This is a genomic window from Firmicutes bacterium HGW-Firmicutes-1 (genome assembly GCA_002841625.1).
Lineage (GTDB): Bacteria > Bacillota > Clostridia > Lachnospirales > Vallitaleaceae > HGW-1.
Genome location: PHAG01000002.1, coordinates 518,763 through 542,367, shown reverse-complemented (window position 1 = coordinate 542,367; position 23,605 = coordinate 518,763). Strand labels below are relative to the sequence as shown.

At 34.3% G+C, this 23,605-nt stretch carries 26 protein-coding genes; 25 read left to right on the top strand and 1 reads right to left on the bottom strand.

The window, feature by feature from the left end; all coding sequences use genetic code 11:
- Nucleotides 1–194 precede the first annotated feature (194 nt).
- From CVU84_04735 to CVU84_04635, 21 genes are all read left to right on the top strand, one after another.
- Nucleotides 195–554 carry a DNA-binding protein gene (locus CVU84_04735; protein PKM96137.1) on the top strand — a complete coding sequence of 120 codons (360 nt, stop codon included), beginning with the start codon at nt 195–197 and terminating at the stop codon, nt 552–554.
- 18 nt (nt 555–572) lie between these two features.
- A complete protein-coding gene (locus CVU84_04730) occupies nt 573–1,913 on the top strand; it encodes a signal recognition particle protein (protein PKM96104.1) in 1,341 nt (446 codons plus the stop codon).
- Nucleotides 1,914–2,020: 107 nt separating this feature from the next.
- Nucleotides 2,021–2,263 (top strand): 30S ribosomal protein S16, encoded by a 243-nt coding sequence (locus tag CVU84_04725; protein PKM96103.1) that lies wholly within the window; start codon nt 2,021–2,023, stop codon nt 2,261–2,263.
- A gap of 29 nt (nt 2,264–2,292) precedes the next feature.
- A complete protein-coding gene (locus CVU84_04720; GenBank protein PKM96102.1) occupies nt 2,293–2,526 on the top strand; it encodes an RNA-binding protein in 234 nt (77 codons plus the stop codon).
- A gap of 71 nt (nt 2,527–2,597) precedes the next feature.
- Entirely contained in the window at nt 2,598–3,110 is a 513-nt protein-coding gene (gene rimM / locus CVU84_04715; protein PKM96101.1) for a 16S rRNA processing protein RimM, read from the top strand.
- A complete protein-coding gene (locus CVU84_04710) occupies nt 3,111–3,842 on the top strand; it encodes a tRNA (guanosine(37)-N1)-methyltransferase TrmD (GenBank protein ID PKM96100.1) in 732 nt (243 codons plus the stop codon). It abuts the gene before it with no gap.
- Between the two features lie 94 nt (nt 3,843–3,936).
- Nucleotides 3,937–4,284: a 50S ribosomal protein L19 gene (locus CVU84_04705; protein ID PKM96099.1), complete on the top strand. Its 348-nt coding sequence runs from the start codon at nt 3,937–3,939 to the stop codon at nt 4,282–4,284.
- 250 nt (nt 4,285–4,534) lie between these two features.
- Nucleotides 4,535–5,038: a signal peptidase I gene (lepB, locus tag CVU84_04700; protein PKM96136.1), complete on the top strand. Its 504-nt coding sequence runs from the start codon at nt 4,535–4,537 to the stop codon at nt 5,036–5,038.
- Nucleotides 5,039–5,067: 29 nt separating this feature from the next.
- A complete protein-coding gene (gene ylqF, locus CVU84_04695; protein PKM96098.1) occupies nt 5,068–5,931 on the top strand; it encodes a ribosome biogenesis GTPase YlqF in 864 nt (287 codons plus the stop codon).
- Nucleotides 5,931–6,701: a ribonuclease HII gene (locus CVU84_04690; protein ID PKM96097.1), complete on the top strand. Its 771-nt coding sequence runs from the start codon at nt 5,931–5,933 to the stop codon at nt 6,699–6,701. Before ylqF ends, CVU84_04690 begins: the two co-directional genes overlap by 1 nt.
- Nucleotides 6,702–6,728: 27 nt before the next feature.
- Nucleotides 6,729–8,354 carry a hypothetical protein gene (locus CVU84_04685; protein PKM96096.1) on the top strand — a complete coding sequence of 542 codons (1,626 nt, stop codon included), beginning with the start codon at nt 6,729–6,731 and terminating at the stop codon, nt 8,352–8,354.
- A 43-nt stretch (nt 8,355–8,397) separates the two neighbouring features.
- A complete protein-coding gene (locus tag CVU84_04680; GenBank protein PKM96135.1) occupies nt 8,398–8,679 on the top strand; it encodes a flagellar biosynthesis protein FlhB in 282 nt (93 codons plus the stop codon).
- 8 nt (nt 8,680–8,687) lie between these two features.
- Nucleotides 8,688–9,053: a YraN family protein gene (locus tag CVU84_04675; GenBank protein PKM96095.1), complete on the top strand. Its 366-nt coding sequence runs from the start codon at nt 8,688–8,690 to the stop codon at nt 9,051–9,053.
- 10 nt (nt 9,054–9,063) lie between these two features.
- Nucleotides 9,064–9,894 (top strand): peptidoglycan editing factor PgeF, encoded by an 831-nt coding sequence (locus CVU84_04670; protein ID PKM96094.1) that lies wholly within the window; start codon nt 9,064–9,066, stop codon nt 9,892–9,894.
- Nucleotides 9,895–9,902: 8 nt separating this feature from the next.
- On the top strand, nt 9,903–11,210 hold the full coding sequence (locus CVU84_04665) for a radical SAM protein (protein PKM96093.1): 1,308 nt from the start codon (nt 9,903–9,905) through the stop codon (nt 11,208–11,210).
- 12 nt (nt 11,211–11,222) lie between these two features.
- On the top strand, nt 11,223–12,545 hold the full coding sequence (locus CVU84_04660; protein PKM96092.1) for a ribosome biogenesis GTPase Der: 1,323 nt from the start codon (nt 11,223–11,225) through the stop codon (nt 12,543–12,545).
- A gap of 2 nt (nt 12,546–12,547) precedes the next feature.
- Nucleotides 12,548–13,186 carry an acyl-phosphate glycerol 3-phosphate acyltransferase gene (plsY, locus tag CVU84_04655; protein PKM96091.1) on the top strand — a complete coding sequence of 213 codons (639 nt, stop codon included), beginning with the start codon at nt 12,548–12,550 and terminating at the stop codon, nt 13,184–13,186.
- A 231-nt stretch (nt 13,187–13,417) separates the two neighbouring features.
- Nucleotides 13,418–14,470, top strand: coding sequence for a hypothetical protein (locus tag CVU84_04650; protein ID PKM96090.1), 1,053 nt, complete (start codon nt 13,418–13,420; stop codon nt 14,468–14,470).
- Between the two features lie 33 nt (nt 14,471–14,503).
- Complete coding sequence (locus CVU84_04645) at nt 14,504–15,109, top strand: hypothetical protein (GenBank protein PKM96089.1); 606 nt, start codon at nt 14,504–14,506, stop codon at nt 15,107–15,109.
- A 92-nt stretch (nt 15,110–15,201) separates the two neighbouring features.
- Nucleotides 15,202–15,537, top strand: a complete 336-nt coding sequence (locus CVU84_04640) for a sulfurtransferase-like selenium metabolism protein YedF (GenBank protein ID PKM96088.1) — start codon at nt 15,202–15,204, stop codon at nt 15,535–15,537.
- Between the two features lie 74 nt (nt 15,538–15,611).
- Nucleotides 15,612–16,256: a lysine transporter LysE gene (locus tag CVU84_04635; GenBank protein ID PKM96087.1), complete on the top strand. Its 645-nt coding sequence runs from the start codon at nt 15,612–15,614 to the stop codon at nt 16,254–16,256.
- Nucleotides 16,257–16,264: 8 nt separating this feature from the next.
- Here CVU84_04635 and CVU84_04630 read toward each other — a convergent pair whose 3' ends face one another.
- Nucleotides 16,265–17,503 carry a hypothetical protein gene (locus tag CVU84_04630; protein ID PKM96086.1) on the bottom strand — a complete coding sequence of 413 codons (1,239 nt, stop codon included), beginning with the start codon at nt 17,501–17,503 and terminating at the stop codon, nt 16,265–16,267.
- A gap of 300 nt (nt 17,504–17,803) precedes the next feature.
- On the opposite strand from CVU84_04630, the gene hutH reads away from it, so the two are divergent.
- Genes hutH through CVU84_04610 form a run of 4 tightly spaced genes read left to right on the top strand, consistent with a single transcriptional unit; the run spans nt 17,804 to nt 23,599 of the window.
- Nucleotides 17,804–19,330 carry a histidine ammonia-lyase gene (gene hutH / locus CVU84_04625; protein ID PKM96085.1) on the top strand — a complete coding sequence of 509 codons (1,527 nt, stop codon included), beginning with the start codon at nt 17,804–17,806 and terminating at the stop codon, nt 19,328–19,330.
- A 46-nt stretch (nt 19,331–19,376) separates the two neighbouring features.
- Complete coding sequence (locus CVU84_04620) at nt 19,377–21,407, top strand: urocanate hydratase (protein ID PKM96084.1); 2,031 nt, start codon at nt 19,377–19,379, stop codon at nt 21,405–21,407.
- 13 nt (nt 21,408–21,420) lie between these two features.
- Nucleotides 21,421–22,326, top strand: a complete 906-nt coding sequence (gene ftcD, locus CVU84_04615) for a glutamate formimidoyltransferase (protein PKM96083.1) — start codon at nt 21,421–21,423, stop codon at nt 22,324–22,326.
- 7 nt (nt 22,327–22,333) lie between these two features.
- Nucleotides 22,334–23,599 (top strand): imidazolonepropionase, encoded by a 1,266-nt coding sequence (locus tag CVU84_04610; GenBank protein ID PKM96134.1) that lies wholly within the window; start codon nt 22,334–22,336, stop codon nt 23,597–23,599.
- Nucleotides 23,600–23,605: the final 6 nt, after the last annotated feature.

Below are 23,605 nucleotides of genomic sequence, written 5' to 3'. Positions count from 1 at the left end.
CCTGTCTAATTTTATGATGAGGTTATATCATACTATAGATTTATCAAACGGGACATAATCACAAATGATATACTAGGACATTATCATAAATGGTTCAGATAGATATGAATTCCTTTTATTTTTTTCTTGACAAGGGTCGCTATATCCTCTATAATACGACTGTAAAGCTTTTAACCTTGACAGAGGTGAAAAAAATGAATGAAATATTTGAAAAAACACTGCTTTTTGATTTTTACGGTGAACTACTAACCGATAATCAGAAGAAAATATATGGTTATTATCACCAAGATGATTTATCCTTAGGTGAAATATCCGAACAAATGAGCATTAGTAGACAAGGCGTTTTTGACACACTGAAAAGATGTGATTATCAACTCAATCACTTTGAAGAAAAGCTACAACTTGTCAATAAATTTGTCAATAACACATCCCGTGTTCAAGAAATATATCAATTGGTTTTAACAACGAAAAGCAAATTGAGTAACAATCAACCAGCTTTGGAAGAAATCAACCGAATTGAACACATTTCGAAAACTATACTAGAAGATTTGTAATAATTGGAGGCCACAAATATGGCGTTTGAGAGTTTATCAGATAAATTTCAAAGCATATTCGCTAACCTGAAGCGAAAAGGCAGATTAACAGAACAAGATGTTACTGCTGCAATGAAGGAAGTTAAAATGGCGCTATTAGAAGCAGATGTTAACTTCAAAGTTGTAAAAGATTTTGTGAATACAGTAAAAGAAAGAGCAATTGGTCAAGACGTTATGGAAGGCTTAAATCCAGGCCAGTACGTCATTAAAATTGTAAACGAAGAGCTTATAGCGTTAATGGGTGCAACTGAGAGTGAACTGACTTACGCCAAGCAACAGCCTACAGTATATATGATGGTTGGGCTTCAAGGTGCAGGTAAGACAACTACTACAGCAAAACTAGCAGGTAAAATTAAGAAATCTGGTAAGAAACCATTGCTAGTAGCCTGTGATATTTACAGACCCGCAGCGATTAAGCAATTACAAGTTGTAGGTGAGCAAGTAGGTGTACCTGTTTTTACTATGGGTGATCAAAATAAACCTGTTGACATTGCAAAAGCAGCCTTAGCACATGCAGAGAAAAATCATAATGATGTTATTATTATTGATACTGCAGGTAGACTTCATATTGATGAAAAAATGATGGATGAATTAGTCGAAGTAAGAGAAGCTGTTAAACCTCAAGAAATTTTACTTGTGGTAGATGCGATGACAGGTCAAGATGCTGTTAATGTTGCAGAAAACTTTAGTGAAAAAATAGGCATCGATGGTGTTATTTTAACTAAGTTGGATGGAGATACAAGAGGTGGAGCTGCCTTGTCAGTAAGAGCAGTTACAAAAAAACCTATTAAATTTGTTGGTTTAGGCGAAAAACTTACTGATTTAGAAGTGTTTTACCCTGAACGTATGGCGTCAAGAATTCTTGGTATGGGAGATGTTTTATCTCTTATAGAAAAAGCCCAAGATGTAATGGATGAGAAAAAAGCCGCTGAAATGGAAAGAAAGTTTAGAAAAGCTGAGTTTACCTTTGATGATTTCTTAGACCAAATGCAACAGATTAAAAAAATGGGATCCTTATCAGATATTTTAAATATGATTCCAGGTATGGGTAGTCAACTGAAAGATGTTCAAATAGATGATAAAGAAATAAATAAGATTGAGGCTATGATTTTATCTATGACACATGCAGAAAGAGGTAATCCATCTTTAATGAATCCTTCTAGAAAGAAAAGAATAGCTGATGGATCAGGCACTAATATGCAAGATGTTAACAAATTCATTAAGCAATTTGAACAATCTAAAAAGATGATGAAGCAAATGGGTGGTATGATGAAGGGTAAAAAAGGTAAAAAAGGAATGAACTTTCCTTTTATGGGATAACAAAGTAAATTACTATCCCAATAGATACTAATGATGCCAAATGATGGATGTGCTTTTACTACTTAAGAGTGTAGCGATGATTTGGGAATTTAAGGAGGTGAAACAGTATGGCAGTTAAAATCAGATTAAAAAGATTAGGCGTAAAGAAGGCTCCTTTTTATAGAATCGTAGTAGCTGATTCAAGAGCACCAAGAGATGGTAAATTCATCGAAGAAATTGGTATTTATGATCCTACTAAAGAAACGATGGTATTGAAAGTTGATGAAGAAGCAGCAAAAAAATGGCTAGCAAATGGCGCACAACCTTCAGAAACAGTTAAAAAGCTTTTGAAAATTGCAGGTGTAATCTAGTACATGTATAGTATAGGAGGCCTTGTAAAATGAGGGAATTAGTAGAAGTCATTGCAAAAGCATTGGTTGATCAACCTGATCAAGTTTTTGTAAAAGAAGTTGAAAGTGACCAACCAGATACAGTTATATTAGAATTAAAAGTTGCCCCAGATGATATGGGGAAAGTGATAGGCAAGCAAGGCAGAATAGCGAAGGCTCTTAGAACAGTTGTGAAAGCATCTGCTACAAGAGATGGTAAGAAAGTCGTTATTGAAATCCAATAATAGAAAGGGTTAGGGAATAATCCCTAACCTTTTAGTTTAGGTAGATGCTTTGGTTAATGGAGGTAAAATAAATGGAAGAATTTTTATATGTCGGTAGGGTAGCGAATACACATGGTGTGCAAGGAGCAATCAAGGTAATTCCTACAACTGATGATCCGAAAAGATTTGAATTGTTAAAAAAGATTTATATAGAGGATATCAAGGGAAATACAGCTGTTTATACAATTAAGTCTGTTAAATATCTCACTAAGTTTGTGGTGCTTGATCTAAATGAGGTTGCAGATATGAATGCTGCAATGCTTTTAAAGCAAGGAATCGTAAAAATACCAAGAGATGAAGCGATGCCTCTTGAGCAAGGGGAATTTTATATTTCAGATTTAATTGGAATAGACGTTTATGACGATAGTGGTAAGCTGCTAGGTCCATTAAAAGATATAATTTTTACTGGAAGCAATGATGTATATGTTGTTGATAATGGAACTAGGGATGGACTTCTATTGCCTGCCATTAAACAATGCATTCAATCTATAGATATTACAAACCATAAAATGATTGTTACTATCCTTGAAGGGTTGTTGAATTAAATGAATTATCATGTATTGACCTTATTTCCAGAGATGATTGAACAAGGTTTAAGTGCAAGTATCCTTGGAAAGGCACAAGAAAAAAATATCATTAATCTTAATACAATAAATATTAGAGATTATGCAGACAATAAGCATAAGCAAGTGGATGATTATCCCTATGGTGGTGGTGCAGGTATGGTTATGCAACCTCAACCTATTATAGCTGCCTATGAAAGTATTGTTAGTAAGCTTGTTGATAAACCTCGGCTCATTTATCTAACCCCACAAGGAAAAACCTTTGACCAAAGCATGGCAATTGAATTTTCTAAAGAAAAAGAATTGGTCTTTTTATGTGGGCATTATGAAGGCGTCGATGAGCGCGTAATTGAGTCAATTGTGACTGATGAGATCTCCATTGGAGATTATGTGCTTACTGGTGGTGAGCTTGCTGTAATGGTTATTATTGATGCCATTTCAAGGTTAATTCCTGGAGTTCTTAAAAACGATCAATCAGCTGAAACAGAAAGCTTTCATGAAGGTTTGTTAGAATACCCTCAATATACGAGACCTGCTGAATATGATGGATTAAAAGTTCCTGAAGTATTGCTATCAGGACATCATGAGAATATCGATAAATGGCGTAGGGAGCAATCCTTGCTTAGAACCGCAGAAAAACGACCTGATTTATTAGAAAAGGCTATTTTATCAGATCAAGACATAAAAATACTGAAAAAAATATTGCACAAATAGTACTAGTGTGATATAATTTTAAATTGTGAACAACGGATGGTCCTCTGTTACGTATATGTAATTAAGAACATCTATGATGGAAGGAGGCATACTAATGAACAAAATTATTAGCAAGATCGAACAAGGTCAATTAAACCCAAATGTTTCTGAATTTAACGTAGGAGATACTGTAAGAGTATATTCAAAGGTTAAAGAAGGAGCACGTGAAAGACTTCAAATGTTTGAAGGCGTTGTTTTAAAAAGACAAAATGGTAGTGCTCGTGAAAATTTCACTGTAAGAAGAATTTCTTATGGTGTTGGCGTAGAAAAAACATGGCCAATACATTCACCAAATCTTGATCGCGTTGAAGTGATTAGACGTGGTAAGGTAAGAAGAGCAAAATTAAATTACTTAAGAGATCGTATTGGAAAATCAGCAAAAGTGAAAGAGTTAATTAAATAATTTAGGAATTAAGCAGTTAAGGGGACTATACACCTGTATTAGTCCCCTTTTTATAACTACCTATTATTAGTAATTATGAAAGAAGGTGTTCATTTTGCAAGAGGATTTAAAGCAAAATAAATCAATAGATGAAATCGAAGATGAAATTGAAATTGTTGAAGAAGAATTCTTAGAAGATTTTCCGGATGATGAGATTGAAACTGATATTATCAAAGATAAAAACGAAAAATCCATTGCTTATGAAATCTTAATGTTTATTAGAGACTTAGCATTCATGTTAGTAATTTTCGGACTGTTTACAACCTTTATTGCAGACAGAACTAGTGTTATTGGTGATTCCATGGAGCCTAATATTCATGATGGCGATTATTTTATTTTAAATAAAATAAGTTATAGATTTTCTGAACCAGAAAGATTTGACATTGTTGTATTTCCTTATAATAATGGACAATCTAATTATATTAAGAGGATTATTGGCTTGCCCGGAGAAAAGATTGAAGTTAAGACTGATGGGCAGATTTATATAAATGATAAAGTACTAGATGAGCAATTCGGTGTTGAAATAATTAGAATTATTGGTGACCAGCCCTTCCCGATAATCATTCCAGACAATGAATACTTTGTTATGGGTGATAATAGAAATGATAGTTCTGATAGTCGCTATCAAGATGTGGGAACAATACCAAAAGCAGATATTATTGGTAAAGCAGGAATTAGAATATGGCCGTTATCGGATTTCGGTACAGTAGAATAAAATTTCAATTAAAAAAAAGTGGTGATTAAATGAATATACAATGGTATCCTGGTCACATGACCAAGGCAAAGAGAATGATGGAAGAAAACATCAAGCTTGTTGATGTTGTAGTAGAAATGTTAGATGCGCGTGTTCCATTAAGCAGTCGTAATCCTGAACTTTTAAAAATAGCAAATAATAAGCCGAGAATTGTTGTTCTCAATAAAATTGATTTAGCTGATGATGAAATGACCAGAAGATGGGCTAAAATCTTAAAAAATGAAGGTGCAGCAGTTGTACTTGTTAATGCTAGGGATGGAAAAGGCATGAATAGCATCATGGTTGCTTCTAAGGAAGTGTGTAAAGAAAAAATTCAAAGAAATTTAGCGAGAGGCATCATTAGTAAACCGATTAGAGCGATGGTCGTTGGTATTCCTAACGTTGGAAAATCAACCTTTATTAATAAGCTTGTAGGAAAAGCAAGTGCTAAGACAGGCAATAAGCCGGGTGTTACAAAAGGAAAGCAATGGATTAAATTAAAAAGAGATTTTGAGCTTTTAGATACACCAGGACTTTTGTGGCCTAGATTTGAAGATGAAAAGGTAGGGATTGCTCTTGCCTTAATTGGATCAATAAAGGAAGAACTACTAGATACAAGAGAATTGGCATTTAAAATGATTGATTTAATGAGAAATAATTACAAAGATCAATTTTTAAAAAAGTATAATGTTGAAGATATTGAAAATAAAGAGTTGATGCAAATCCTTGAAGAAATCACCGTCCAAAGACATATCATTAAAACAGGAAATGAGCCTGATACTGACCGTATGGCGCTTATTTTATTAGAAGAATTTAGAAATGGTAAATATGGTAAAGTTACAATAGATGTAATTGATGAGATAGAGGTGCACTAATGACAATGAAGTCCATATCCGATATAAAAAATAGGTTGGAAAATCTTTCGATGGAAGAAGTAATAAAAGTACTCCCAGAGTATTCGTCTGATGATCGTATTGGAGTAAGAAAATTAATAGAACTATACGAAAAAAGGTTTCTTCTTCTTGAAAAAGAAATGGAACGCTTATATCAAATGAAAGCTTATGAAAGAAAGTATGACCAATATCATTATATAGCGGGTATAGATGAAGTCGGTAGAGGGCCACTTTGTGGGCCAGTTGTTACGGCTGCGGTCATTTTACCAAAGGATATTAACATCGTATATGTGAATGATTCTAAGAAGTTATCGGAACAAAAACGTGAAGAGCTCTATATTGAGATTATGGATAAAGCAATTGCAATAGGTATAGGAATAACGCATGCGGATGTAATTGATGATATTAATATTTTAAATGCCACATATAAGGCGATGCAACAATCAATCAATCATTTAAATGTCAAACCTGATTTTATATTAGTAGATGCGGTTACTATTCCAGAAATTGATATCCCTCAAAAAGGCATCGTTAAAGGGGATGAAAAGAGTCAATCCATAGCTGCAGCGAGTATTATTGCAAAGGTGACAAGGGATCGTATGATGCAAAGCTACGATGAACTGTATCCCAATTACTTTTTTGCGAAAAACAAAGGATATGGTACAAGCGAGCATATTCAAGCACTTATTGAACATGGTCCTTCACCAATTCATAGACAATCATTTATTAAAAATATCATAAATGCATCATAAATTTACAAAGCAAAGGAGTGATCGTGTATGAAAATCGACAATCCTAAAGCGTATGATAAAATTAGCAATAACTATTCAAAAGATACTGTAAAGGTGTCTGATAAAGTTACCCTACCTAAGCAAGGTGAGGTTATCAAAGGTGAAATTGTAGACCTTCAACAAAACAACATTAAAATAAAACTTTCTAACGGACAAATAATTGATGCAAAAATGACTGAAGCATTTGAGTTTTTTATTGGTCAGAAATTAGAATTTTTTGTTAAGGAATCAGGTACGGAGCAGATGCTTTTAAAGCCACTTCTTCAAGAAGGGGTTGCTACTACTGATAAATTGATTCAAATACTTCAAAATGCTGGATTGTCTACAAGTAAGGAGAATTTGGAAGTGGTTTCGAAGCTTATTGAAAACCACATGCCTATTGATAAAGAAACTTTGTCAAAGGTGATTCCATATACGAAACAATTTAATCATACAAACGTTGATCATATTTTGTTTTTAGTGAAAAACAATATACCTGTCTCAAAGGATAATATTGAACAGCTTACGAAGATGATGAATGGTGAAAATAAAATGGTCCAAAATCTAGCTACATTAAGTGATGATTTATCTCTTCTTATTAAGGATGCTCTCGGAAGCGAGATGGCTAAGGTGCTATTAAAAGACAATCCTATATCTAAAGGCGTATATGACCATATTCAGCAGGTTGTGTCATCTGAGCAGGCTTTAAACGCCACCAAGGAGGCTCATGAGCCTAATCCTATCAAAGGTGAAGAAAAAGCTCTTTTAGATACTAGTCAACAAATTCAAAAACAAACTCAGCAACAAAGTCAACAACTTCATAAAGATGTACCTTTAAATATAGTTTTATCTCAAAAAGAAGTTCAAGTTTTAGAGGATGAGATGAATTATATATTAAAGACCGAAATGAAAAATACCAAAATTGTGATTGAAAATAAAACAATTAGCGAAGTATTTAAGGAAATAAATGAATTAGAGATTTCCCCTTCACTTAAAGATAAAATGAAAGAGGTTGTAGCTACTAAAATGACGTATGCTCTTTTTAGTAAGGAATTATTTATCAAGAAGGAACATTTAGAAAGTCCAGAAAAGCTTAATCAATTTTATGAGAAGCTTCATGAGAAAGTATTGAACATTCTCGAAATTGATTCAAACAATCAAGAAGGAAAGCTGGGCAGTCTTGCAAAAGAAGCACATCAAATTAAAAGCTCTATTGAGTTTATGAGTGACTTAAATCAAAGATTTAATTATATTCAATTTCCAATGCTTTTTGAAGATAGACTCCTTCATAGTGAGTTATATATTTTAAATGATAAGCGTAAAATAAAAGGAGATAAAGGAACACTTACGGCCTTAGTAGCGCTTGATATGGTTAATCTTGGACATCTAGATATTTACATAACGAAGGCAGATAAAAACGTTACAATTCAATTTTATACCGAAAATGAAGAAAAGAGCGGATTAATTGAAAATAAGCTATTTAATGTTCACAATCAATTGGGTAAGTTAGGGTTTAAAGTGCTAGGAATTTCCGTTTCTAAAAAAGAAAAGACCTTTCAGGTTGTAGAGGATTTTCTTAAAAGGAAAGAAGATGTTCATGAGGTAAAGCGTTTTACCTTCGATATGAGAGCGTAATGAGAGAATAGATAATTTGTTTCGATTGATTGATAAGGATGTGATGATTGTGGAAGGCAAAAGAATTAAAAAAGTTGCAGCCATTAAGTATGATGCTGCTGAGGATGCTCCAAAGCTGATTGCCAAAGGAGCCGGAGCAGTTGCTGATAAAATACTTGAAAAAGCTGAAGAAAACAATATTCCAACATATCATGATGAAAAGCTAGCTGAAACATTAACGAAGCTTGAACTTGGAGATTTTATTCCACCTGAGCTTTATCAAGTAGTTGCAGAAATCATGGTCTTCGTTACAGATTTAGATAAATTATATGATAAAGTTAAGTAGGGGGTCACATGAATAAGAGAGTAGTTGGCAGTGAGGGAGAAGAGAAAGCAGTTAGGCACTTGCTTCAAGAAGGTTGTAATATTATTACAACGAATTATACGTGTAAAATTGGAGAAATTGATATTATTGCAAAGCACGACGGAGTCATTATTTTCATAGAGGTGAAATATAGAAAAAACACTAAAATGGGAAGACCTTATGAAGCCGTTCATTATTACAAACAAATGAAAATAATAAAAAGTGCTATGTGGTACGCGCAAAAGAATAATCTATTTGAAAAGGCCATGCGTTTTGATGTGATTGAAATAATTGATACTGAAGTAGTTTGGATCAAAAATGCTTTTACAATAGAAAATAATTTAAACCTGTTATAGAGAGGTCAATATGTTAACATCTGAAGTTTTTGATATTTGTCAAAAGGATAAAGTAGTTTATATACAAATGCCGATATTTAGTGCGACTGGGCTAGTCAAACATTGTTTTTCTACAAGATTAGGTGGAAAAAGCAGTGGTATTTTTGAAAGTATGAATTTAGGATTTCATAGAGGTGATCAAGAGGAAAATGTGAGAGAAAATTACCAAATACTTTGTGATACAATTGGTATTCATACAAGTGATCTTGTTTTTTCTAGTCAGATTCATGAGGATAAAATAGCTATCGTAGACCGTAAAGATAGAGGGAAGGGCTTTGAAAGAGAAAATGATTTATTGGGAGTTGATGGGCTTATTACAAATGAGAAGGATGTTGCCCTGGTAACCTCTTTTGCAGATTGTGTGCCCCTGTATTTTTTGGATCCCATAAAACAGGTTATTGCTTTGACTCATGCGGGATGGCGGGGAACAGTTAAGAAAATTGGAGCGAAAACAGTTCATTTGATGGAAGAGCATTTCGGTTCTAAATCAGAGGATATATTAACTGTAATTGGTCCTTCTATTGGTGTTTGTTGCTTTGAAGTATCGGAAGATGTAAAAATAGAGGTTGAAAAAATGTTTAATCGTGATATAATTGATAAGATTGTAAAAAAGCACCATGAAAACAAGTATATGATTGATTTATGGTCTGCAAATGAGGAAGTACTCCTTGAAGCAGGAATAAAAAAACAGAATATACAAAAGACTGATATTTGTACAATGTGTAATAAGGACGTCCTGTTTTCTCATCGAGGGACCGATGGAAAACGAGGAAACATGGTTGCAATAATGGCTCTAAAGTAGGTGATCATATGAATGGGCATAAAATAGTAGAAATTGTTAAAAATAGTATAGCAGAGGAAGTAGGTATAGAGCCTAACGATACTCTTATTTCAATAAACGGTGAAATAATAACCGATGCCTTAGATTATCATTTTCTAGCTGAGGACGAGGAATTAACCCTTCTTATTTATAAAAGTAATTTAAACGAGGAATGGTCTATTGAGATTGAAAAAGAATACAATGAAGATTTAGGTATTGTTTTTGAAAGCAATCTCATGGATGAATATAAATCCTGTTGTAATAAGTGCGTTTTTTGTTTCATTGACCAGCTTCCACCAGGGATGAGAGAAACCTTGTATTTTAAGGATGATGATGCAAGGTTGTCCTTTTTACAAGGTAACTATGTTACACTTACCAATATGAAGGACCATGATATCGATAGAATTATTAAGTACCATCTTTCACCCATTAATATTTCTGTTCATACCATGAATTTAGAGCTTCGAAAGAAAATGTTAAACAATCGATTTGCTGATAAAATCAAAGGCTATATGGATCGTCTATTTGAAGCTAATATCTTAATGAATGGACAAATTGTTCTATGTAAAGGGTTAAATGATGGTGAAGAGCTAGAAGCATCCATTGAAGCTTTAAGTGCTTATCTACCATATTTACAAAGCGTATCAATTGTTCCAGTTGGACTTAGTAAATATCGCCATGGACTTGCTACTTTAGAACCTTTTGATAAAGAGGATGCTCTTGCTGTAATTAAAACAGTAGAAAAATGGCAAAAAAGAATTTATGATTCTCATGAGACACATTTTATACATGCTGGTGATGAATTTTATTTTCTTGCAGAAGTACAATGTCCCAGGGAGCAAACCTATGATGGGTATTTACAGCTTGAAAATGGTGTTGGAATGACAAGACTCTTGATTGATGAATTCAATGAGTGTTATAATGAAATCAAACCATCTCCAAAAAGGAGAACAATTTCCATAGCAACCGGTCAATTAATTGCACCAGTTATTCAGGATTTGGTTTTACGCTTAACAGAAAAGCACACCAATCTTCAGGTTTATATTTACCCTATTGTGAATCGTTTTTTTGGAGAGAGAATTACTGTATCTGGACTATTAACAGGAACAGACATTATAGAGCAATTAAAAGACAAGAATTTAGGAGATGAACTGCTACTACCTTCTAATTTATTAAGAAGTGGAGAAGACGTTCTTCTTGACAACATGACCCTATCAGATATTGAAAAGAGTCTTAATACAAAAGTCGTTACAATAAATCCTAGTGGAGAAGATTTTATCCAAGGGATTTTAGGATAAAGGAGTAATTAAATGAGTAAACCGATAGTTGCAATTGTAGGGAGACCTAATGTAGGTAAATCTACATTATTTAACAGATTAGCTGGTACAAACATTTCTATTGTAGATGATACACCAGGTGTAACCAGAGACAGAATTTATGCAGATGTGGAATGGTTAAATTACCAATTCACACTTATTGATACTGGGGGAATTGAACCTGATTCTTCCGACTTGATTCTATCTAGCATGAGAGATCAAGCTGAAATAGCCATTGAAACTGCAGATGTAATTGTATTTCTTGGAGATGTTAGAACGGGATTAGTGGACGCGGATTTCAAAGTTGCTGATATGCTTAGACGTTCTAAAAAACCCATCGTCCTATGTATTAATAAAGTGGACAGCGTTGAAAAGTTGACGAATGATGTTTTTGAATTTTACAACCTTGGTCTTGGAGAACCTTTTGGTATTTCAGCGGCAGGGGCAATTGGACTAGGAGACTTTTTAGATGAAGTAGTGAAACATTTCCCGGCTATTGATGAAGAAACTGATGATACCGATATTCCTAAAATTGCTATTATTGGCAAGCCTAATGTTGGGAAATCTTCTTTGGTAAATAAAATATTAGGTGAAAACCGCGTTATTGTTTCAGACATACCGGGAACAACTAGAGATTCTATTGATTTAAAAGTTAAATATGATGATAATGAATATATTCTTATCGATACTGCTGGACTTAGAAGAAAAAGCAAAATCAAAGAAGACCTAGAGCGCTACAGCATTATTAGAACGGTTGCAGCTATTGAACGCGCTGATATTGTTGTTGTAATGATAGATGCTGAAGAAGGTATTACAGAGCAAGATGCTAAAATTGCAGGTATCGCTCATGATAGAGGAAAGGGTGCTGTAATAGCAGTTAATAAATGGGATGCTATTGAGAAAGATGATAAGTCAGTATATCGATTCCTTGACACCGTGCAAAAAACCTTAGCCTATATGACGTATGCACCAGTTGTATTTATATCAGCTAAAACTGGACTTAGAATCAATAAGTTATTTGAATCTTTAGATATGGTAATTCAAAATCATTCTCTAAGAGTGGCTACTGGGGTTTTAAATGATATTTTATATGATGCGATGGCTATGAATCAGCCACCTTCTGATAAGGGAAAAAGACTAAAAATATATTATATGACACAAATATCAATAAAGCCACCATGTTTTGTTATGTTTGTAAATGATAAGGAATTGGCGCATTTTTCTTATAGAAGATATATTGAAAATCAAATTAGAGAGTCATTTGGATTTAAAGGGACCCCTATCAAAATGTTAGTAAGAGAAAGAAAGGAAAAATAACGATGATTAGATTAATTGGCGTATTGATTGGATATTTATTTGGATGTTTTCAAACTGCATATATTGTTGGAGAATTGAAGCAGAAGATTGATATTAGAGAGTATGGCAGCGGTAATCTTGGAACTACAAATGCAATTCGTGTACTAGGTTGGAAATTTGGAGCGATTACATTTATAGGTGATTTTACGAAAGCAATAGCTGCTGTATTACTTGCTAGCCTACTATTTGATGATCCAATTGTTGGTTTTTACGCAGGGCTTGGTGCAATCATGGGGCATAATTGGCCTGTGTTTTTAAAATTTAAAGGTGGTAAGGGTATTGCTTCAACACTTGGTGTTGCAATGGCTGTTAATCCTATTATTGGCTTAATCCTAATGTCTATTATGGCAATAACTATATATATTTCTAGATTTGTATCTCTTGGTGCTATTATAATGGTCATTACTTTTCCAATATTGACATTTGTATTTCATGGTGATCAAATAGAATACATATTGCTTGCTTTGTTTTTGATGGCCTTCGCACTTTTTAGACATAGGGCGAATATTAAAAGATTATTGTCGGGTACGGAAAGTAAAATTGGACACAAGAAAAATATAGTAGTGGAAGAAACGACTGCAGAAGATGAGAATATTAAATAAGGGATTGAAGATTAAACAAGTAATAAAATTAAACAAGTAATAAAAATTAAGCAATCATATAAATTAAGTGAGAATAAAAAATAAGACAATAATATATAAAATATGACTTGACTATGTATTTGAAAAGTAATAAACTGATGAAAAGATAGAGATAGATATTCGGGGTGGAATTACATTGAAGGTTTACTATTTAATCATAAATATTGTGAACAAGGATGATTCATTTTATAAATGAGTTTTTTCTTGTTCTTTTACTTTAAAGAAAAAGGAGCGGTAAAGATGAAAGAAAGTTTAATGTTAAAAACGAATATTATGCTGAAAAATTACTTGGCTTTAGCAAAAGCATTTCCGTGGGAAATGAATTTAAGTCAACATTTTGTTGCTCTTATTTATGCACAGAAAGAAGGTAAGGAAGTAGATGTAGAAAGAATTAAAGAAATGTCTAGATTTATTAAGGAAGAAACAGGTGGATTTTCTGAATACCGTGGTAACAATAAATTTATGTTAGCCGCCTTGTTAGTTCATCAATACATGGAACCAATTGAACAATTTGAACAAATGCAAAAAAATGATGAATACTTAAAACTGGCAGGCTTTAAATATAGTAGTTATTTGCCCATTGCAAATTATGCATTATTAATAACGAGTGACGAAGTAATCTTACAAGAGGATGTTAAAGAAAGAGCTAAGAAAGCTTATGATATTTATTTAGCAATGAAAAAAAATCATCCTTGGCTAACTAGTGGAGACGATTATCCGTTAGCAGTTCTCCTATCTAAATTTAACAACCCTATCGAGAAAGTAGAAGCTTATTACATGAAACTTCATGAAAAGGGTTTTTATAAAGGTGGAAGCCTTCAACTTCTTTCTCATATTTTATCTTTTAGTGATGAGCCAGTTGAAGATGTTGTGAATCGCTGTATTAGGCTTCAAACAACTTTAAAAGAAAATAAATTAAATGTGCAAGCAAGCTTTTATTCTGCCTTTGGATTGATTTCCTTAATCAAGGATGATACGGGAGAGATTACCAATGATGTTATAAAGGTATCAGAAAGATTGAATCATTTGAAAAAATTCAAATGGCTTGGGAAGGGAATGAATGTACTTTTAGCAGCAGCACTTGTATCAGAAGAATGGATTCAAAATAATAAGAATGAGAACAACCAAAATGAAATTATTCAAACAGCTATGGGCGTCTCAATAGAAACACTAATAGCAGCACAAATAGCAGCTACAATAGCAGCTATATCAGCAACGACTGCCGCGGTAACAGCTGCAACATAAGTAAAAATTAAAAAAATAACGGAAGGTATGCATATGAACAAAAATATTCAGAAATACATAATAATGCTAGTGTTACTAGTGGTAATGTCAGTAGTTACTTCATGTGGTGTAAATATAAAGCTCTTTGATAATGAAGATAAGGAGCAAAAGGAATCAAGAAATAAAGATCAAGATGATAACATAGATGAAGATATGAATGAAAAAGAAAAAATAGATGCTGATGAGTTAACAGATGTTATAACTACAAGTTCAGAGGAAATGGCTACAGTTGGAAATGATAAGGTTGGTTTTGTGAACATTCCAAAGGATTATGCTAGGTTCCAAGACGAAAGTGGTACAAGTGACCCGAATTTATTGCAGTGGTCAAGTTATAACAGTGAATGGATTGTTTCAATGAGTGTCTATGATATAACTGATGTTGAACTTTTAGTAGATGTAATCAGTAGCTCAATGACAAATCCAGAAATTGTTTCTGGAACAGAGGATAATTTAGTTATGATCGAAGATAGAAGTGGTGATGAATATTGGGTAGTTTCATATAAAAGTGTGGGAGATAAAACATATTATCTTTCAGTTGAAACATATAATCCAGAGGTAGAGTATTTAGTGCCAGGAATTTTAGAGTCTTATGTTCAATAATTATTTAGAGTAGGCGCTAGGGTGCCTACGTATCTTTTATATGAAAATCTCGTATATTTCAGCATAACGAAACGAAAGGAACTGTGAGGAAAATGGATAGAGTAATCATTATTAATAGTGAAAGTTTTGGAAGTGGTGATGAGGTTCTCGGTAAAAAGCTTATGGGAGCATTTCTACGTAAGGTCTGGGCAAGTCCAAACAAACCAGAAACAATCATATTATATAATTCAGCAGTGAAGATTGCAGCGACTGGTTCTGAAGTTTTGGATGCAGTTAATGGTCTTTTTGAAGCAGGAGTTGATATACTTGCTTGTGGAACTTGTGTTAGTCACTTTAAACTTGAGAAATCCTTGAAAGCAGCAAGAGTAAGTAACATGGATGAAATCGCTGATATCATGTTGACAGCGAAAACTATAGTGACTGTATAATAAAAGTTCATGAAATCATGAATGGGATAGGAATCAATGGTATTAAATAATATTTAAATTAATCGGGAGACATTATGAATTATTTAATGATTGGTGCAACATCATTTGCCATTGGGTTTTCTGGTGCATTGATGCCGGGACCATTATTAGGGTTAACAATAGATGTAGGGATTAAAAAAGGGGCAAAAGGCGGATTGCTTCTAGGCCTTGGACATGCGTTATTAGAACTTGTAACGGTTGTTTTGTTAATGCTAGGTTTAAAGGAATTCTTTACATACCCAATTGTATCAGGCGTTATTGGCATTGTTGGCGGGTTGGTTTTGCTACTTATGGGGTTAGATATGTTTTTTAGTGCAATTAAGAATAAGATTTCCCTAGAGGATTTAAAAACAGCAGAGCATAAATATTCTTGGAAAAAGCTAATCATAAAAGGAGTAACAGTTAGTATTAGCAATCCATATTTTATCTTGTGGTGGGCAAGCATTGGAATGGCTTTGTTGGTGGATTCTTTAAAGGTTGGTCTTGTTGGGGTTGCTTTGGTTTATATAGGTCATATTTTATCAGATATTTCATGGTTTACTTTTGTTGCTTTTAGTATGTCTAAGAGTAGAAAGCTTATGAGTCCAAAAGTATACAAAGGCTTAATCATAGGTCTTGGTGCGTTCGTAGTTTGCTTTGCATTATATTTTATAAATTCAGGTATTCAATTTATTTGGTAAAATTTAAACTACAAATAGGTCTGAGTTTTTTTTATGTAAATATCACGTATTACAAAGGTGATTCCACCTATTATTCTAAATAGGGCAGTTATAACCAGTGCAAACTGTATATTTTTTGAGGTTAACAAATGATGACCAACTATTGGAGCAATGGTTAAGGTAATATTGGTAAAGGTCGTATAAACGCCCATGTACAGCATACGGTTTTCTCTAGGAATTACCTCTAAAACACCACTAAGAAGCACAGTGAGTGTTCCTGAGGTTACAATGCCTGCAATTGCCGCCATTACAACGAGAACGTATAAGTTTTTGGAAACAATATATAAAATTGGCGTAATAGACATACCAACAGTACATACAGCTGTAATCGTTGCATTACCATACTTCATGATTAACCTTGGCCAGTAAATATGACCGATAAACATCGTTACAAGAGATGATATGGAAATGATAGCTAGCCAATATTCATTTGCACCGAGATTTTTAATGGTATAGATTGTAAAAAGCGGCCAACCCATTTGCCAACCAAAATGAAAGGTAAGTGAGCAGTAAACGTATAACATGAATCTTTTATTTGAAAAAATGTGTTTTATTACATCTTTAAACGGACCAATCGCGTTTTGTGTGTGATGAGTTACCTTCATTTTCTTAAGTAAGCCTAATTCTACACCTGTAAAAAGAAAGGCCAATAAGAAAAAACCTTGATATAGCAATATGCGCTGATTATCATTTTGAGGCAAAACAGTTAAGAGTTGTCCAGTTAATAGAGTAATAAATATAATCATTAAAACACTATATTTGCTTTTCACACTTACTGCCTTAACCCATTCATCGGGTTCAAAAAGATCCCCTGTGAGACTTTGAAACCCTGTAAGATATATAGCTGTAGGCGCACTCATAAGTGCAGTGATCATAGTAAACGCAAATGGTTGATATGCGATTGGAAAAAATGGAACGAATGCATACAATAATATGAAAATTCTTGATAATACAACCATAAGCCCGGTTGTTTTTTTAATATTAAGGTTTCTTAAAAGTAAAATTCCAGGAATGAGTGTAAACAACATAATAAGACCCGGGAGTGCATTAAATAATGATATGTCAAAATCACTGCCACCAATACGCTCTAAAAATTTTACTGAAAAGGGCTTATATAGGTTTGTGATAAGTTCAAAAACAATGCCATAGAGTATGTAGTATTTTAAGTTTTTTTGAAAGAGATTTTTAGAGCCTTCTATTATGATCACCTTCTAGTCAATTTCATTATTCCTAGTTTATCATTCTAAGGAATTCTTTTCAATTGATATTTTAACCGAATGAGGAGGTTTTGTAACATTGACTGTGATATTTTGAAGGTTTTAAGACCTGTAGATAAGTATTGATTACAGTTCATCTGTTTATTATGATGAACTGTTAACTTGGTAAGCAACTAGCACACTCGTTTGCACAAAAAAATAAAATACGCTATCATAAATCATATATGTATAAATATAGTAAAAACTGTGAAATGTGACACAGTAAAAATATGAAGCTTACGAGGTGTAAATTTGAAAACAATAACAGTAGATGGAAATAACTTAACCTTAAGAGAATTGATACATGTGGCAAGAGAGGGATACCTGGTTCAAATATCTGAAGTTGCAGTTGAGAAGGTCAATAAATCTAGGGCATATGTAGAAAAACTCGTTAAAGATGAAAAGGTGGTATACGGTATAACAACTGGTTTCGGAAAGTTTAGCAATATTGTCATTTCCAATGGTCAAGTAGAGCAATTACAAGATAGTCTTATTAGAAGCCATGCTTGTGGAGTTGGAAGACATTTTTCTGAGGAAATCGTTAGAGCAATTATGCTACTTCGATTAAATGCATTGGTGAAAGGATATTCAGGAATTAGACTCAAAACCTTACATATTTTAGTTGAAATGCTTAATAAACGAGTTCACCCAGCCATTCCTGAAAAGGGATCATTAGGCTCGAGTGGAGATCTAGCACCTTTATCTCATATGGTTTTGGTAATGATGGGAGAAGGAGAAGCATATTACAATGGTAAATTACTTACTGGTGAGAAAGCTATGCTAGAAGCTGGTATTGAGTCAATTCATTTGACATCAAAAGAAGGCTTGGCACTTATCAATGGGACACAAGTTCTTACAGCAGTAGGCGCTATTACTACATACGATGCAATTAACCTTATGAAAACAGCGGATATATCTGCTGCCTTAACCTTTGAAGCTTTAAAAGGAATAATGGATGTTTTTGATGAGAAGGTTCATGCGGTAAGAAACCATACTGGACAGATTGCTTGCTCAAAAAACCTTGCTCGTATACTTGAAGGAAGTGGATTAACAACCAAGCAAGGTGAAGTGAAGCTACAGGATTCTTATTCTCTACGATGCCTTCCACAGATTCATGGTGCAAGTAAGGATGCCATTGATTATGTTCTTGATAAAGTAAATAGAGAAATAAATGCAGCAACAGACAACCCATTGATTTTTCCTGACGATGAGCAAGTAATTTCATGTGGAAATTTTCATGGTCAACCTATGGCGCTAGCGTTTGACTTTTTGGGGATTGCACTAGCTGAAATAGCCAATTCTGCAGAAAGACGTATAGAAAGATTGGTGAATCCAAGCCTAAGTGAATTGCCACCATTTTTAACCAATAAAGGTGGAGTTAACTCTGGATTTATGATTATGCAATATACTGCGGCAGCACTTGTTTCAGAAAATAAAATATTGGCCCATCCAGCAAGTGTTGATTCCATACCATCGTCTGGTAATCAAGAAGATCATGTTAGTATGGGAACGATTGCAGCTAGAAAAGCAAATGAGATCCTGTATAACACTAGAAGAGTAATTGCGATAGAGTTGATGACAGCTGCTCAAGGTGTAGATTTCAGTAATCCCGATAAACTAGGTAAGGGAACAAAAGAAGCCTATAAAGTCATTCGTGAGAATATTGATAAACTAGACGAAGATCGTATTATGTATGTTGACATTGAGAAAAGCATTAAACTAGTAGAGAATAATGACATTTTAAAGGCTGTTGAAAATACAATTGGTGCACTTTTATAACCGCCAAATATATCTAAGCAATGGATTGAAAAGAGGAGGATTCTATATGTACAGTAACCATGATGTAGAAAAGTCAATGTTAATAAAATTAAATTTAGAAAATGGAATACCAGAGTATCCTGAATTTAAAGAAGGGATTAGAAGAGCCCCAAAAAGAACATTTACACTTACCATTGAGGAAACAGAAATTGCATTAAAAAATGCACTTAGATATATTCCTGAAAAATTCCACGAAGAACTAGCACCTGAATTTTTAGAGGAGCTACTGACAAAAGGTAGAATATATGGTTATCGCTTTAGGCCAGCAGAGCAAATAAAAGCAAAGCCAGTAAAGGACTATATAGGTAAGTGCTTAGAAGGAAAAGCCTTTCAATTGATGATTGACAATAATCTTGATTTTGATATAGCTCTATATCCTTATGAACTAGTTACCTATGGAGAATCAGGCAGTGTATTTCAAAATTGGATGCAGTATCAGTTGGTTATAGAATATTTGAAGGCATTAACGAGTGATCAGACGTTGGTCATAGCATCTGGTCATCCACTTGGACTATTTCATTCTAAACCTGATGCACCACGTGTTATTATTACCAATGGTCTCATGGTGGGTGCTTTTGATGATTACGATAATTTTAATCGAGCTGCGGCACTTGGAGTTGCAAACTACGGTCAAATGACTGCAGGTGGTTGGATGTATATTGGGCCTCAGGGCATTGTACATGGTACCTATAGTACGCTTCTCAATGCAGGTCGACTTAAACTAGGTATTGCAGAAGATAAAGATCTTAGAGGTAAGCTCTTTGTGTCATCGGGGTTAGGTGGTATGAGTGGAGCGCAAGGAAAAGCCGTTGAGATTGCTAACGGAGTGGGTATTGTTGCAGAGGTGGACTATTCAAGAATTCAAACTAGACATCAACAAGGCTGGGTTAAAGCAATTGCAAAGACACCAAAAGAAGCTTTTGAACTTGCAAATACCTATCAAGAAAAAGGTGAACCGATTGCCATTGCTTTTCATGGAAATGTAGTAGAGCTACTTGAATATGCGCTTGATCATCATATTCTTATTGATCTTTTATCTGACCAAACCTCTTGCCATGAGGCGTACAATGGAGGCTATTGTCCAGTAGGGATATCCTTTGAAGAGCGTACACAATTACTAGATAAAGATAAAGACAAATTTATAATGCTTGTAAATGCAACACTTAAGAGACATTATGAAGTGATTAAAGGCTTAGTGGACATGGGAACTTATTTCTTTGATTATGGTAATTCCTTTATGAAAGCTATTTATGACAGCGGTGTAAGTGAAATATCTAAAAATGGAAGAGATGATAAAGATGGGTTTATTTGGCCATCATATGTTGAGGATATACTTGGACCTTGTTTATTTGATTATGGATATGGTCCCTTTAGATGGGTGTGCTTAAGTGGCCTGCAAGAAGATCTACAAAGAACAGATTTAGCGGCAATGTCCTGTATTGATCCAAACAGACGTTATCAAGATAGAGACAACTATATTTGGATTAGGGATGCTGAGCAACATAAAATGGTTGTTGGAACGAAAGCAAGAATATTATATCAAGATGCATTTGGAAGGCTTAATATTGCACTTAAATTCAATGATATGGTCAGACGCAATGAGGTAGGACCGATTATGCTTGGTAGAGATCATCATGATACTGGAGGGACAGATTCACCATTTAGAGAAACCTCGAATATAAAAGATGGTAGTAATATCATGGCAGATATGGCAACCCATATTTTTGCAGGAAACAGTGCAAGAGGCATGAGTCTTGTTACTCTTCATAATGGTGGAGGAGTTGGAATCGGGAAATCTATCAATGGCGGCTTTGGTATGGTTTTAGATGGAAGCAAAAGAGTAGATGAGATTTTAAGGAATTCTATTCCCTGGGATGTAATGGGTGGTGTAGCTAGACGTGCTTGGGCTAGGAATGAAAATGCAATTTCAACTTGCGTTGAGTATAACGAGACAATGACTGGAAATGATCATATTACATTGCCATATAGAGCCGATGATGATCTAGTAAAGAAACTTGTAGAAAAAATGTATAGATGACGGAGGTTATAAGATGTCAGATGCTAAAAAAATAGTTGAATGTGTTCCTAACTTTAGTGAAGGTAGGGACTTAAATAAAATTGAGCAAATTGTTGCTCCGTTAAGAGGAAAAGAAGGGGTTAAACTACTCAATTATGAAGCAGATAAAGATTATAATAGAGTGGTTGTTACCGTTATAGGAGAGCCAGAAGCTGTTAAAAACGCTGTTGTCGAAGCTATAGGGGTAGCTGCGAAGGTCATTGACTTGACAACACATGAAGGCCAACATTCAAGAATGGGAGCTACAGATGTTGTTCCTTTTATTCCAATTAAAAATATGACAATGAAGGAATGTGTTCAACTAGCTCAGGAAACAGGTGAAATGATAGCAAATCAATGGAACATTCCAGTATTTTTATATGAAAATGCTGCATCAACACCAGAAAGACAAAATCTTGCAGATGTAAGAAAGGGTCAATTTGAGGGGATGACAGAAAAGCTCAAACAACCTGAGTGGCAGCCTGATTTTGGAGAAGCTAAAATTCATCCAACTGCAGGAGTAACAGGAGTTGCTGCAAGAATGCCATTAGTAGCCTATAATGTTGACTTAGATACGGATAATATTGACATTGCTAATAAAATAGCAAAATCTATCAGATATTCAAATGGCGGGTTTAGGTATGTCAAAGCTGGAGGGGTAAGTATTGCTGAAAGAGGTATTACTCAAGTTACTATGAATATTACGGATTATACCAAAACCTCTATTTATAGAGTGTTTGAAACCGTTAAAATGGAAGCAAAACGATATGGTGTAAATGTAATAGGCAGTGAGGTAGTAGGACTTGTTCCAATGGAAGCTCTTATTGATACAGCCGCTTATTATCTTGGTTTATACAATTTCTCTATGGATAAAGTGATCGAATCAAACCTTGGGGAGTGATAAAATGATAGATAGAATCGTTATTAAAAATGCAAATGAACTTATTACCTGTAGCGGCTTTGCTGCTAAAGCAGGTAAGGATATGAACCAACTGGGTATTATTTATAATGGTGCAATTATTATTGAAGAAGGTATGATTAAAGCGGTTGGTGAAACGAAGGACATTGTTAATGAGGACTTAGAAAAAAATAGCATAGTAATAGATGCTGCAAATAAAATAGTTTTGCCGGGCTTTGTGGATTCTCATACACACTTTGTCTTTGGTGGTTACCGAGCTGAAGAATATGGTTGGCGTCTTATGGGTGAAGACTATATGTCGATTATGAAGCGTGGAGGTGGCATTGCAAATAGTGTTAGAGCAACAAGAGAAGCTAGTCATAATCAGCTATTAGATGCTGGAGTGAAAAGGTTAAATAGTATGCTTGGATTTGGTGTTACAACCGTCGAAGGTAAAAGCGGATATGGTCTTGATTATGCTACGGAAATGAAACAATTAAAAGTGATGAAAGAGCTCAATGAAAAACATCCATTGGATATTGTGGCTACTTTTATGGGCGCGCATTCAGTGCCAGATGAATTTAAAGACAGAGCAGATGATTATATAGAATATTTATTAGAAGAGGTGCTTCCAGATGTAGCAAGTGATCAGCTTGCAGAGTATTGCGATGTGTTTTGCGAAGAGGGTGTTTTTTCTGTGGAGCAGTCTGAGAAACTTCTTGTTAGAGCAAAAGAATTGGGTTTTAAAATTAAAATTCATTCTGACGAGATTGTAGACTTAGGAGGTGCTAAGTTTTCAGCCGATATGGGAGCAGTGACAGCTGACCATTTGCTAATGGCTTCAAACGAAGGACTCGAAAGAATGAAAGAGAGAGGTATCATAGCTACATTACTGCCAGGTACGGCTTTTTCTCTGAAAAAACCTTATGCCAGAGCAAGGTATATGATTGATCAAGGCTTAGCGGTAGCCTTAGCATCTGATTTTAATCCGGGAAGCTGTTATAGTGAATCAATTCCTTTGATAATAGCACTTGCAACCCTACAAATGAACATGACGACGGAAGAAGCTATAACTGCCCTTACTATTAATGGTGCCGCTGCACTTAATAGAGCTGAAAATATCGGTAGTTTAGATGTAGGTAAAATCGCTGACATCGTCATTCACGATTGTCCAACTTACCACTTTTTATCTTACCATATTGGTGTAAGCACAGTAGAAACAGTGATAAAAAGAGGACAGATTGTTTTAACCGAAAGGAAATCGAAGCTTTTGTAACATTAA

Excerpts from the sequence above, each read along its gene's own strand:
- CVU84_04720 (PKM96102.1), top strand. The coding sequence starts at position 2,293 with ATGAGGGAATTAGTAGAAGTCATTGCAAAAGCATTGGTTGATCAACCT.
- CVU84_04645 (PKM96089.1), top strand. The coding sequence starts at position 14,504 with ATGAACAAAAATATTCAGAAATACATAATAATGCTAGTGTTACTAGTG.
- CVU84_04640 (PKM96088.1), top strand. The coding sequence starts at position 15,202 with ATGGATAGAGTAATCATTATTAATAGTGAAAGTTTTGGAAGTGGTGAT.
- CVU84_04705 (PKM96099.1), top strand. The coding sequence starts at position 3,937 with ATGAACAAAATTATTAGCAAGATCGAACAAGGTCAATTAAACCCAAAT.
- CVU84_04660 (PKM96092.1), top strand. The coding sequence starts at position 11,223 with ATGAGTAAACCGATAGTTGCAATTGTAGGGAGACCTAATGTAGGTAAA.
- CVU84_04665 (PKM96093.1), top strand. The coding sequence starts at position 9,903 with ATGAATGGGCATAAAATAGTAGAAATTGTTAAAAATAGTATAGCAGAG.
- CVU84_04690 (PKM96097.1), top strand. The coding sequence starts at position 5,931 with ATGACAATGAAGTCCATATCCGATATAAAAAATAGGTTGGAAAATCTT.
- CVU84_04675 (PKM96095.1), top strand. The coding sequence starts at position 8,688 with ATGAATAAGAGAGTAGTTGGCAGTGAGGGAGAAGAGAAAGCAGTTAGG.
- CVU84_04635 (PKM96087.1), top strand. The coding sequence starts at position 15,612 with ATGAATTATTTAATGATTGGTGCAACATCATTTGCCATTGGGTTTTCT.
- lepB (PKM96136.1), top strand. The coding sequence starts at position 4,535 with ATGTTTATTAGAGACTTAGCATTCATGTTAGTAATTTTCGGACTGTTT.
- CVU84_04725 (PKM96103.1), top strand. The coding sequence starts at position 2,021 with ATGGCAGTTAAAATCAGATTAAAAAGATTAGGCGTAAAGAAGGCTCCT.
- ylqF (PKM96098.1), top strand. The coding sequence starts at position 5,068 with ATGAATATACAATGGTATCCTGGTCACATGACCAAGGCAAAGAGAATG.
- plsY (PKM96091.1), top strand. The coding sequence starts at position 12,548 with ATGATTAGATTAATTGGCGTATTGATTGGATATTTATTTGGATGTTTT.
- CVU84_04620 (PKM96084.1), top strand. The coding sequence starts at position 19,377 with ATGTACAGTAACCATGATGTAGAAAAGTCAATGTTAATAAAATTAAAT.
- CVU84_04670 (PKM96094.1), top strand. The coding sequence starts at position 9,064 with ATGTTAACATCTGAAGTTTTTGATATTTGTCAAAAGGATAAAGTAGTT.
- CVU84_04685 (PKM96096.1), top strand. The coding sequence starts at position 6,729 with ATGAAAATCGACAATCCTAAAGCGTATGATAAAATTAGCAATAACTAT.
- rimM (PKM96101.1), top strand. The coding sequence starts at position 2,598 with ATGGAAGAATTTTTATATGTCGGTAGGGTAGCGAATACACATGGTGTG.
- CVU84_04730 (PKM96104.1), top strand. The coding sequence starts at position 573 with ATGGCGTTTGAGAGTTTATCAGATAAATTTCAAAGCATATTCGCTAAC.
- CVU84_04650 (PKM96090.1), top strand. The coding sequence starts at position 13,418 with ATGAGTTTTTTCTTGTTCTTTTACTTTAAAGAAAAAGGAGCGGTAAAG.
- CVU84_04710 (PKM96100.1), top strand. The coding sequence starts at position 3,111 with ATGAATTATCATGTATTGACCTTATTTCCAGAGATGATTGAACAAGGT.
- CVU84_04735 (PKM96137.1), top strand. The coding sequence starts at position 195 with ATGAATGAAATATTTGAAAAAACACTGCTTTTTGATTTTTACGGTGAA.
- CVU84_04680 (PKM96135.1), top strand. The coding sequence starts at position 8,398 with ATGATTGTGGAAGGCAAAAGAATTAAAAAAGTTGCAGCCATTAAGTAT.
- ftcD (PKM96083.1), top strand. The coding sequence starts at position 21,421 with ATGTCAGATGCTAAAAAAATAGTTGAATGTGTTCCTAACTTTAGTGAA.